The following is an 11,229-nucleotide window of genomic DNA, read 5'->3' as shown; positions in this document are numbered from 1 at the left end:
ACATCACAGCCAACAGAGAGTGAAACTCATCCCCCTAAATGACTAAAAATAGCCGTGTAATCTGGAGTGAAGGCCTCTTTCTCCAACCCCAACATTTTCAGCAGCAAGAACGCTATTTCGACCATGAAATTCATATTCGAACAGCGCACTTTCACGGGCATTGCCACGGCTTTCATCAGCTACAGCTGGACCCTGATCTATTGCTGGCCGGCAAGGTGGGAATTCTCACGGCATCAGGGTATTTTCCGGACGGGACACACTTCTCGATTCCTGACAAGGACCCGGCGCCTCCCTGTCTTGATTTCGCCAATCATGTGAAAAGCGCAAAGGTCTACCTTTCGCTGGCCAAACCCCACTGGGCGGGGAGGCATTTGGGCTGGACACAGGAAGAGACACCGACAAACAACCGTTCGCCGCTAAAGTACCTGGCCGAAACCACTGAAATTTCCAGTGTTTACGACCCTGAGCTTGAACCCTCTGCGGTTGACCTGGCGCGCTTGAATCTTTTTTTAAGTGCAGAACACCTTCATCAGGAAGGGCATGTTCAACTGGCGATCTGCGAGTTTCGTGAATCAAGAAATTCAGAAATTCAGCTTATTGATGCTTTCATTGAACCTTGCTTGTGTAGCCTTCAAAACGCCAACATTCGCCGGATACTGGAAGCTGTACTGGCGTTACTGGAAAGTAAAATCAACCAGCTTCGGCAACGACGCGTGCGCAAGGGAAGCCACAACAGTTCGGAAATAGGGGACTTCTTGTTATTGCAAGCTTGTGTACAACACCGATTGATTGTTGCACACCTGCTTCGCAGCAAACAGGTACATCCTGAAGCGGCTTACCTGCGACTTCTGGCTTGTTTGGGTGCTGTCACATTGTATGGTGACGACACCGCAGCCGACTTCTTGCCCAACTACGACCATGACAATTTGCGTTTGGCTTTTGACGCAGTTTTTACAGCCCTTCGCAATGCACTTGCGGGCCTTCACGACCAGCACGCCGTACAAATTCCTTTGATACAAAAACAGGCAGGTGTTCATCTGGGTCAAATTACCGACAGAACCCTGCTGGTCAACGCTCACTTTTACCTGACTGTGCATGCTGCGGCACCCGAGGAGTTGGTACAAAGACAATTTCCAAGCACTGTCAAAATTGGTCCGGTTGAGAAATTGCGCGACCTCGTCAATCTGAACCTTCCGGGTGTTCGACTAAAGCATATTCAGCAGGCGCACGCCGCTTTGCCCTATTACGCAGACCATTTGTATTTTCAGCTGGAAACGCGCACAGATCCTTTGTGGAAAATCCTGGATCAAACAGGACACATTGCGATTCATTACGCCGGCGACTTGCCTGAGCTACGCCTGGAGTTGTGGGCTGTTCGCCGTGAACAGGAGCGTTTGCTGTGAATCCCAATGATCCATTTTTTGCACTGGGTGGTGAACGCACCATCATCAAGCCACGTTTGGGTAAACCTGCATCGCCAGCCATTCAGTCGCTCGACAATATTTTGGGTCCATCGATCACCTCAGGTTCGGGCACGGGGATGCCCGACGCGCAAGCCCAAGCCAGTTTTGATCAGATGCTGCATCAACTTCAGGCAAACCCGACAGCAGGCCAGAACAAACTGCTGGCCCATGCCAGCCCATTGCTGCGCTTGATCTGCACCATCGGAGCGCTCAGTGATATTCCGTCGCACAAGGCTTTGTCGGCCACCCTGTCAAAAGGCTTGACTGAACTTGATCAGAAACTGGAACAAATTGGGCGTGTACAGGCTGAGCGTTTGTCCATTCGTTATGCGCTGTGTACCTTCATGGATGAACGTGCTGCCAGTACCCCATGGGGTGGCTCGGGTCAATGGGCCAATCACAGTTTGCTGTTGCAGTTTTTCAGTGAAACCTGGGGCGGGGAAAAGATTTTCGCGCTGATTCAGAAGTTGATGCAAAACCCATCTGACAACCGGGATTTGCTGGAAGTGATGGCTGTGATTCTCAGCTTTGGATTCAAAGGCAAATACAAGGTGGAACAGGGTGGCGACCTTGCTTTGAGTCAATTGAAAACGCGCCTGTTTCAATTGGTTCAACCCAATTCAACCGACACGCCAACCAGTCTTCACCCCAACTTCTGGCAATCGAAGGCACCAGGCAACAACAGGCGAATGCGCCAAATTCCCTTGTGGTTACCAATCAGTGCCCTGAGCACTTTGGGTGCCTTGTTTTTCCTCGGATTGTATTTCAACTTGAATACCAAGTCGGATCATGCGTTTGCGGAAATTGTATCCATTCAATTTCCCTCACCCCAATTCGCGCAGGCTCAGAGTATGCCCGTTCCAGTAACACAGGGGCTTGAATTGCCCATTCAACTGCGAGAAGAAATTGTTGCAGGATTGCTCACCCTCAAACAAATCGGCAATAAATCAACCGTGATTCTGACTGGCGACGGTTTGTTCAACTCCGGCAGTGCTGAATTGAATGACAGCGCAATTCCGCTGGTAGAGAAAGTGGCCAGAGAACTTGCGATACACCCGGGACAGATTACGGTGACGGGCTACACCGACAACCAACCTATTCGATCCATTCGCTTTCCATCGAACTGGCAGCTGTCCGCAGAACGCGCGGAACATGTGGGCCAACGCATCGCCACATTTCTTCCGAACACTGCAATTGCCACTGAAGGCGCGGGGGCTGCCAACCCGATCGCACCCAATGACAGCGCGCAAGGCCGGGCAAGAAATCGTCGTGTCGAGATCATGCTGATTCACAACCAATGAAGGCTGAACTGAATCTCGAACTCCACATCACCAGGTATTCAACATGCTTTTGAAATTTGTACTCAGCCTATTGGCATTGATTGGTTTTCTGGCCTTGATTTGGCTTGTGGGTCCTATTGTTTCTATTGGCGATTCGCAGCCTTTTGCCGGCATCTGGATTCGAAGCACACTAAGCGTGCTGATTTTCGCACTGGTATTTGGCCCATTGGCCTGGCGATGGTGGAAAGTTCACAAAGCTGAACATGCATTGAAAGCAGGGCTGACTCGTCAGGATGAGCAATCGCAGATGCAAGCCGCCAAGCTGCATGACATATTCAACCAGGCCGTGGAAACGCTGAGGCAGCATCAATCCCGCAAGGCTTGGTACCTTAGCAAACCCGGCTTGTACGAGTTGCCATGGTATGTGATTGTGGGCCCACCCGGCAGCGGGAAAACCACGGCACTGAAAAACGCCGGGCTTCGTTTTCCGTTGCAAGACCCCTTGGGCAAGGAATCCGTCAAGGGTGTGGGCGGCACGCGAAACTGCGACTGGTGGTTTACAGACAAAGCGGTGTTGATTGACACGGCGGGCCGTTTCACCACGCAAGATTCCGATCAGAACACAGATGCTGCGGGCTGGAACTCTTTTTTGGGTCTGCTTAAAAAATACAGACCGAAGCAGCCTGTCAATGGTGTGCTTCTGACCTTGAGTATTCAAGAATTGCTGGACGTTGAAGCAAAGCGAAAGGAAACCGCTGCAAAAATTGCCTTGCGTTTGCAGGAGATGATTCGCACCCTGGGTATGTGCCCGCCCGTTTACGTGCTGATAACCAAGCTGGATTTGCTGAGTGGTTTCAAGGAAACCTTTGGTCGCCTGAGTGAAACGGAACGCGCAAAGGCATGGGGCGTGAACTTCGAGCACCCCAACACACTGAGCACCACGCTAAGCAAGGATTTGCCACAGGCTCTGGGCCAAATGGTAGAGAAACTGAGCGCTCAGTTAAACGCTCGACTGGAACGGGAAGAACAAGCCTACAAATGCACAAAGCTGTTTGAGTTTCCATTGGCTGTGGCCCAATTGAAGCCCGCCATCGAAGGCCTGCTGAGCATGGCCCTTCAGTCGGACAGTCCTTTTGAAAAACAGGTGACACTGCGCGGTGTTTATTTAACCAGCGGCACACAAGACGGCAATGTGTTCGATCGAATTGCATCTGCGATGGCCAACAATCCAGCTGAAAGTACAACGGCCAAAGGTCCCGGCAAAAGTTTTTTCATTCGTGATGTGTTGTCGCAGGTGGTGTTTGCGGAACAGCACCTGGCTGCCTATGTGAAAAAGAAAGCCCTTCTTGAGCAGTTGGTTTATTTCAGCACGATCGCAGTGGCAGTGATTGGGTTTTCATTGTTGTCTTTGGGGTGGTGGATAAGCCACGGCAACAACAGTGAAGCCATTACACAGACACTAGAACGGAGCACTGCACTGGCCGCGCAAACCGCCAACTTGCCAACAGAAGCACAGGCACCGCTGCAGGAATTGTTTAAGGCGCTGAATGATTTGCGCGCGTTGGCCCAAACCAGCCCCGACGCAGTGAACCACACCTTGGGCCTGAATCAGGATGAAAAGCTGCAACAGGCCGAACAAATTGCCTATCGGAATGCCCTGGCGAATGCGCTAATACCCCGGGTGGCCAAGCGCCTTGAAGACCGGTTGCGGAATGCCTTGAATCAGGATATGGAACTGGCATATGAATCTCTGAAAGCCTATGTGATGATTCACACACCCGAGCACTATGATGCAGAAGCCTTGTCGACTTGGGTGGTGTATGACTGGCAGCAAAATGTTTTTGTGGCTTATGAGCCCGAACTGCGGGATTCGGCTGCTTTACACCTGGAGGCGGCAATTCACTTGGGGGCACCCAATAGCCTTCCACCCAAAGATCAGGAGCTGATCGATACCGCGCGCCAAATCATCGGTGCCCAGGCGCTGGATGAACGCTTGTACAAACGAATGCAGCGGTTCTTCAAACCGCAACCGGGTGCAGATTTCAATTTGATCAAAACTGTCGGTGTCAGTGCCGCTGGAATTTTCAATCGACCCAGTGGGCAATCACTGAACCAGGGGGTGGACGCTCTGTATACCCGCCAAGGCTATGTCAGCTATTTTCTGGCTAAATTGCCAGTTGAAGCGGATCGGCTGCGTCAGGAATCAAGCTGGGTGATGGGGGACACTTCCACAGGCAACCGGGCCAGTGAGCTGACTTCCAAAGCCTTGCTTCAACAGACCCGTCAGCTTTATGTTCGGGACTATATTCGCACCTGGGACGCCTACCTGAAAGATGTACAAATTCTAAAACCTGCACAATTTGACCAGGCAGTCGATTTGGCCCGCGTACTGGCCTCGCCGCAATCACCCCTGAAAAAGTTTCTCGAGGGTGTTTCAACACATACTCGACTGGCTTCTGCCATGAGCAAGGCTGGCGAAAAAACCGAAGCACTTGTCAACCAAAAAGCCAATCAGGCGCTGTCACCCAATGTGGCTCTACTGGCTGGGTCAGACTTCAAACCTGTCGACTTCGAGGTTCCGCTCGAACAGCAAGTGGACGACCACTTCAGCGACATCAACAATCTGTTTGAGGGCAACCCGCCAGCCTATGCCCAGGTGGCGACCTTGTTGAACGATTTGTATGCACAATTGGCGGCTGTTTCCAGCGCAAAGAAAAGCAAGGCTCCACCCCCACCTGCGTCTGCGATGGACTCGCTGCTGGTGGGTGCTGGCGTACTGCCTGAGCCCGTACGTGCGATTGTTGGTCAATTGGCGGGGCAAGGCAGCGCTCAAGGGCGTGCCGCAGAACGGGCGAATTTGACGGCAGACCTGCGCCCACTGCAAGAGGTGTGCAGGCGCACTGTGACAAACCGTTATCCAATTCACCCCGGCTCAGGTCTGGATGTATTGACAGACGACTTCGCCCGGTTCTTTGGACCCGCTGGCCTGATGGATCAGTTCTTTTCAAGCCGCTTGGCGAGCGTGGTCGACACAGGTGGCGCGAACTGGACACTGAAACCCTTGAGTGACGGTTCTGCACCGCAGGCCAATCCTTCTCTGGTGCAGTTTCAGCGCGCAGCGCGTATTCGCGATGTATTTTTTCAAGGCAGCAAACCGACTGCAAGCTTCGATGTGGAAATGCGTTTGATCAACGCAAGCAACCCCGGTGATGTGTTTTACCTTGAAACAAATGGCGATTTGAAAATGTTCTCGAAACAGTTTCAGCCGACCCACCGAATTCAATGGGGCGGGCAATCGCCTTCAACCACATTGCGTGTTCGGGCCTCAGAGGGAAACCACAAAACATACAACGGACCTTGGGCACTGTTCCGTCTTTTCGATGCAGCTCAAATTCAGAACACAGAGCGACCAGAGAAATTCCGGGCGACTTTCAATCTGGATGGCAAACAATTTGAGTTTGAAGTAATGGCCCATTCTGCCTTCAACCCGCTGCGGCTCGCCGAGCTAAAACAATTCCGCTGTCCGGGCAATTTATGAACACCCATGCCGAAAAACTTTGCTGGTTTGGCAAACTGCCCTGTGTAGGCGATTTTTGCAGCCACAACATGCCTGCCGGGCTACTGGAAACACTGGACCTTTGGCTGAGCAGCACCCTGCAAGAAAGCCAGACTGTGCACCAAGGCGCTTGGACAAACGCGTATTTACAAATGCCCATACACGGATTTGTGTGGGGCTCGCGAGTGACACCCAAGTTTCACAACAATGCGGCGATCGGCGTCTTGATGCCCTCGGTCGACAAAGCCGGGCGGGCATTTCCATTTGTTTTGCTTCAACAACTGCCCTCATGCAGCCTAGAGAAACTTGCTTTTGAATCAATCGCACTGTGGTTTCAACAAGCCCACACTTTGTGTGCGGATGCCTTGAACGAGGACTGGTGCCTGAACAAGTTTGAATTGAAGTCAGAATCTCTTGCGCTATTCATGGATGAGTCGGGTAGCAAAGATTCCATTCAGGTCGGAGACGCACAAAGCCATTGGTTCGAAATTGACTATGGCGGTGCAATCAAGGCAGTGCTTCAATGCGACGGCTTGCCTGCAAGCCAAGATTTCAATACCTTGCTCGGACTTGGCACCGCACCATGATGAACGAGAACACCGTTATTCAGGCTGCGCCTGTGATACCCAATGATTCAGCCCAGCAACCGCTGCCTGTTGGCACACGGATTGAAGGATTTGAGATTCAGGATGTGATTGGCGTGGGTGGATTCGGGATTGTGTACAAAGCACTTGATCCAATGCTTGAACGACAAGTGGCCTTGAAAGAGTATTTGCCGGCTTTATTGGCCCAACGCATTCCGGGTGGCGCCGTGAAAGTACGTGAGGCACGCCACAAAAGCACCTTCGATGCTGGCATGCGAAGTTTCATCAATGAAGCGCGCCTGCTTGCACAATTTGACCATGCTGCGCTGGTGAAGGTGTACCGGTTTTGGGAAATGGCCGGAACGGCTTACATGGTAATGCCACTGTACCAAGGCATGAATCTGAAACAGTATGCCGAAAACCACGCGGCCCCTCTGGCACAGGAACAACTGGTGAATTGGCTGCTCGTATTGACCGAGGCACTGGAGGTAATGCATTCGCAGCAGTGCTATCACCGGGATATTTCGCCAGAGAACATCATTATTCAAGACAATAATGACCTGCCCATCTTGCTGGACTTCGGTGCGGCGCGCCGAGCCATTGGCAGTGTGTCGCAACCATTCACCGTGATTCTCAAAGCGAGTTACGCACCGATTGAGCAGTATGCCGAAGTGCCTTCCATGACCCAAGGTGCCTGGACAGATGTGTACGCACTGGCAGCAGTTGCTCACTTTTTGATGACCGGAAAAACACCGCCTTCTTCAGTCGGGCGACTGGTGAATGACAGTTACCTGCCCTTGCATGAGCGGCCGGAATTGCCCTACAGTCCTCATTTGAAATGGGCCATTGACCGTGCACTGGCGGTGCAGCCACAAGACCGAACCGCCAGCATGTCGCTGTTTCGGCAAAATTTGCAAACTGAAACACAAGACATTCTGAGCCTGTTTGATTCGGCAACCCACACAGAAGCTGTTGACACAAATACAACCCGCACCCAAGCAGAAGCACGACCGAAACGGTTTTACCCGACGAAGCCAATGAATCTGTGGGGCAGCGTGATTGCGTCTGTGATTGCTGTTACCGCAGTGGTAATGGCTTTCATTTTTGTCTCGAATGTTCCGCCCATGGAGGAAAACGCTGACACCACAAAGACTGTTGTAGTTCAAGCAACGGTACCTTCATCAAACACCATACAAATCGGCCCGGCGCTGACCAACAATTTGGACCCATCGTTTCAAGCCGTGATTGACAAGGCTGACACTTCACTCACGATTCAAATGGAGCAAACAACACTGAAAATTGGTCAAGATCTATTGCGCTTTCAGCTTGAGTCCCCTGTTTCGGGTTTTGTGGCGGTGTATGTTCGTGCCAGTGACAACTCGCTGATTCAGTTGTTGCCAAATGTTCGCGTTCCAGCCTTGGCCATTGAAGCCAACAAGCCTATGCGATTGCCTCCAGCCAATGAACCCATTCAAGCCGCAGGCCCTGCCGGAGAAAACCAGTTCCTGGTGGTGGTGACAGAACAACCAAGAAACTACGGGCACCTGAACTTTCAGGACCACTACGGATTCGGCTTGATTCCTGCAGGCCCAGCGCACAGCGGCGCACCGATTCAAGCCCTTGAGGGAATCAGCCCCTGCGCCAACACCAGTTGCAATGACAGACTGGCAGCGGCCTGGTTCTCAGTGGATGAAGTGGATTAATTCTTCTGTAGAATGAAATTTCCTCAAGGGCTGAAACATTACAAAAAAAGCCCAAAATTACCGGAGACGACATGAACACCATCAAAGCTGCAGCACTCGTATTGCTGGGCACCAGCCTCGCTTTACCGGCACAAGCCCAAGCCCAAGCCCAAGCCTCCAACATCAAGATGTGTATTTTCGACATTGCAGGGCGCAGTGGTCCCGCCTTTGCGCAAGCGCGCGATTATGCAGTGGCAGCCAAGGGCTGGGGTGCGAATATTGAACTGGAAGCATATGTCGACGAACGCCTTGCCGCCGAAGATTTTAAAACTGGCAAATGCGATGCGGCGGCCATTTCTACTTTGCGTGGCAGGCAGTTCAACAAGTTTGTGGGCAGCATCGACTCCATTGGCGCTGTGCCCACCTACAAGCACTTGCGCACAGTCATCGACCTGATGAGCAGCCCAAAGCTGAATGACAAAATGACCTCGGGCCTGTTTGAGGTGGCGGGTATTTTGCCCATTGGTGCCGCCTATGTGATGGTGAACGACCGGGCCATTAATTCAGTTGAAAAAGCGGCAGGCAAAAAAATTGCGGTGCTGGACTATGACAAATCGCAAGCCAAGATGGTGCAACAGTTGGGCGCGCAGCCGGTGGCCAGCGAGGTGATCAATTTTGGCACCAAATTCAACAACGGGCAGGTGGACATTATTGCTGCACCGGCCATTGCGTACCAGCCGCTTGAGTTGTACAAAGGCATTGGCAGCAAGGGGGGTATTTACCGCTTTCCCTTGGTGCAGCTAACCGCAAATATTTTGATCCGCAAAGACAAATTTCCCGAGGGCTTTGGGCAAAAGTCGCGGGTTTGGATTCAACAGCAATTTGAACGCGCCATTGCTTTGGTCGATACCTCGGAAAAGGCAGTGCCCGCTGCTGCATGGCTGGATATTCCTGCCGGTGATCGCGAAAAGTACGATGTGCTGATGCGTGAATCCCGAATTCAAATGACCGCAGACGGCTTCTACGATCCCGAGATGATGAAAATTTTGAAACGCATTCGCTGCCGGCTTGACGCAAGCTTGGGCGAGTGTGCCGACAAGCGTGAACTGTAAATTATTCATCTGCATGTGAAACGTTTTGAGCCCAGGGAGCGAATTGACAAGTTCACTCCCTGAGGGCTTGAAACACCATGAAGAAAATTCTCCTGTTGATTACCCATGCCGGCGCGCTGATTGTTGGTGTTGCCTTGGGCATTTATATGCTGCCCATTCTTGTAGAACCTGAAGGCCCTGCTGCTGAAGCGATTACTGCATCGCAAAGCGGGGCGCTGTTCTCGACAGAATTCAAACGCGACCTGAAAGGCAGCGACTTTTTGCATTGGGGAGAAGGCCGTTTGACCTTGTCTGCAAGCCAGGCTGTGTTCGACGGCGAGCTTTCACCAGGGCCCGATTATTACTTGTACCTGGTGCCAAAATTTGTGGAAGACGAGGCGGGCTTTTTGGAGATCAAAAGCCAGTCCCTGCAAGTGGGGTCGGTAAAAACCTTTGGCGGATTCATTCTCGACCTTCCACCCAACACTGATTTGCAACAATACAGCGCTGCTGTTGTGTGGTGTGAACGCTTTGGCGAGTTTATTAGCGCCGGGCAGTTTCGCAATTAGTTACACCAAACCGTGTGCCTGCTCATCCGCATGGTATGAACTGCGGACCATTGCCCCAACAGCTGCGTGCGTAAAGCCCATTTCATAGGCTTTCTCTTCAAACATTTTGAATACATCGGGGTGCACATAGCGGCGCACTGGCAAGTGGTGGCCCGAAGGTGCCAGGTATTGGCCAATCGTAATCATGTCCACTTGGTGCTCGCGCATGTCGCGCATCACTTGCAAAATTTCCTCGTCGGTTTCGCCCAAGCCCACCATGATTCCGCTTTTGGTGGGCGTGTTGGGGTGCGCTTTTTTGAATTCTTGCAGCAGCTTCAGCGAGTGTTTGTAGTCTGACCCCGGACGGGCTTCCTTGTACAGGCGCTCGGTGGTTTCCAGGTTGTGGTTCATGACATCGGGCGGGGCAGCATTCAAAATTCCCAGCGCACGGTCCAGGCGGCCTCGGAAGTCGGGCACCAGAATCTCGATTTTGGTGTTGGGCGACAATTCACGGGTTTTTTCAATACAGGCCACAAAGTGACCGGCGCCACCATCGCGCAGGTCATCGCGATCTACGCTGGTAATGACCACGTAGTTCAAACGCAAGGCGGCAATGGTTTTTGCCAAATTCAGAGGTTCGTTTTCATCAAGTGGATCGGGGCGGCCATGGCCCACATCGCAGAAGGGGCAACGGCGGGTGCACTTGTCGCCCATGATCATGAAGGTGGCAGTGCCTTTGCCAAAGCATTCACCAATGTTAGGGCAGGAGGCTTCTTCGCACACGGTGTGCAGCTTGTGCTCGCGCAGAATTTCCTTGATTTCGTAGAAACGGGTGGAAGGCGAGCCGGCCTTCACGCGGATCCAGCTGGGCTTTTTCAACTGCTCAACAGGCACAATCTTGATGGGAATTCGGGCGGTTTTCGCGGCCGCTTTTTGCTTGACGGTCGGATCGCTGACTGCGCTCAGTTCTTTGGCCACAGCGGACTTTTCATTGATCTCGGACACGTTTTTTGCTCCCTGGCCTT

General features: G+C 52.2%; 8 protein-coding genes. 7 read left to right on the top strand and 1 reads right to left on the bottom strand.

What is annotated here, in order from left to right; translation table 11 throughout:
- Nucleotides 1–38: 38 nt before the first annotated feature.
- From tssK to PY990_RS07875, 7 genes are all read left to right on the top strand, one after another.
- Nucleotides 39–1,403: a type VI secretion system baseplate subunit TssK gene (gene tssK, locus PY990_RS07905; RefSeq protein WP_275271147.1), complete on the top strand. Its 1,365-nt coding sequence runs from the start codon at nucleotides 39–41 to the stop codon at nucleotides 1,401–1,403.
- The gene (tssL, locus tag PY990_RS07900) at nucleotides 1,400–2,764 is read left to right on the top strand and encodes a type VI secretion system protein TssL, long form (protein WP_275271146.1); all 1,365 of its coding nucleotides are present in this window, start codon (nucleotides 1,400–1,402) and stop codon (nucleotides 2,762–2,764) included. Before tssK ends, tssL begins: the two co-directional genes overlap by 4 nt.
- Before the next feature lie 43 nt (nucleotides 2,765–2,807).
- A complete protein-coding gene (gene tssM / locus PY990_RS07895; RefSeq protein ID WP_275271145.1) occupies nucleotides 2,808–6,281 on the top strand; it encodes a type VI secretion system membrane subunit TssM in 3,474 nt (1,157 codons plus the stop codon).
- Nucleotides 6,278–6,886 carry a type VI secretion system-associated protein TagF gene (gene tagF, locus PY990_RS07890; RefSeq protein ID WP_275271144.1) on the top strand — a complete coding sequence of 203 codons (609 nt, stop codon included), beginning with the start codon at nucleotides 6,278–6,280 and terminating at the stop codon, nucleotides 6,884–6,886. The genes tssM and tagF overlap by 4 nt, the downstream gene beginning before the upstream one ends.
- Nucleotides 6,883–8,586 (top strand): serine/threonine protein kinase, encoded by a 1,704-nt coding sequence (locus tag PY990_RS07885; RefSeq protein WP_275271143.1) that lies wholly within the window; start codon nucleotides 6,883–6,885, stop codon nucleotides 8,584–8,586. The genes tagF and PY990_RS07885 overlap by 4 nt, the downstream gene beginning before the upstream one ends.
- A gap of 71 nt (nucleotides 8,587–8,657) precedes the next feature.
- Nucleotides 8,658–9,677, top strand: coding sequence for a putative solute-binding protein (locus tag PY990_RS07880; protein WP_275271142.1), 1,020 nt, complete (start codon nucleotides 8,658–8,660; stop codon nucleotides 9,675–9,677).
- Nucleotides 9,678–9,754: 77 nt separating this feature from the next.
- Nucleotides 9,755–10,225 carry a DM13 domain-containing protein gene (locus PY990_RS07875; protein WP_275271141.1) on the top strand — a complete coding sequence of 157 codons (471 nt, stop codon included), beginning with the start codon at nucleotides 9,755–9,757 and terminating at the stop codon, nucleotides 10,223–10,225.
- On the opposite strand, the gene lipA is transcribed toward PY990_RS07875, so the two are convergent.
- Nucleotides 10,226–11,209 (bottom strand): lipoyl synthase, encoded by a 984-nt coding sequence (gene lipA / locus PY990_RS07870; RefSeq protein WP_008248225.1) that lies wholly within the window; start codon nucleotides 11,207–11,209, stop codon nucleotides 10,226–10,228.
- Nucleotides 11,210–11,229: the final 20 nt, after the last annotated feature.

It is taken from the genome of Limnobacter olei (genome assembly GCF_029087225.1).
GTDB classification, from domain to species: domain Bacteria; phylum Pseudomonadota; class Gammaproteobacteria; order Burkholderiales; family Burkholderiaceae_B; genus Limnobacter; species Limnobacter olei.
Note: the sequence above shows the minus strand (reverse complement) of the source record. Positions and strands in the feature narration are given on the sequence as shown.

Bases quoted from the DNA above. Each gene is read 5' to 3' on its own strand.
- PY990_RS07875 (WP_275271141.1), top strand. From the start codon at position 9,755: ATGAAGAAAATTCTCCTGTTGATTACCCATGCCGGCGCGCTGATTGTT.
- tagF (WP_275271144.1), top strand. From the start codon at position 6,278: ATGAACACCCATGCCGAAAAACTTTGCTGGTTTGGCAAACTGCCCTGT.
- tssM (WP_275271145.1), top strand. From the start codon at position 2,808: ATGCTTTTGAAATTTGTACTCAGCCTATTGGCATTGATTGGTTTTCTG.
- PY990_RS07880 (WP_275271142.1), top strand. From the start codon at position 8,658: ATGAACACCATCAAAGCTGCAGCACTCGTATTGCTGGGCACCAGCCTC.
- tssK (WP_275271147.1), top strand. From the start codon at position 39: ATGACTAAAAATAGCCGTGTAATCTGGAGTGAAGGCCTCTTTCTCCAA.
- PY990_RS07885 (WP_275271143.1), top strand. From the start codon at position 6,883: ATGATGAACGAGAACACCGTTATTCAGGCTGCGCCTGTGATACCCAAT.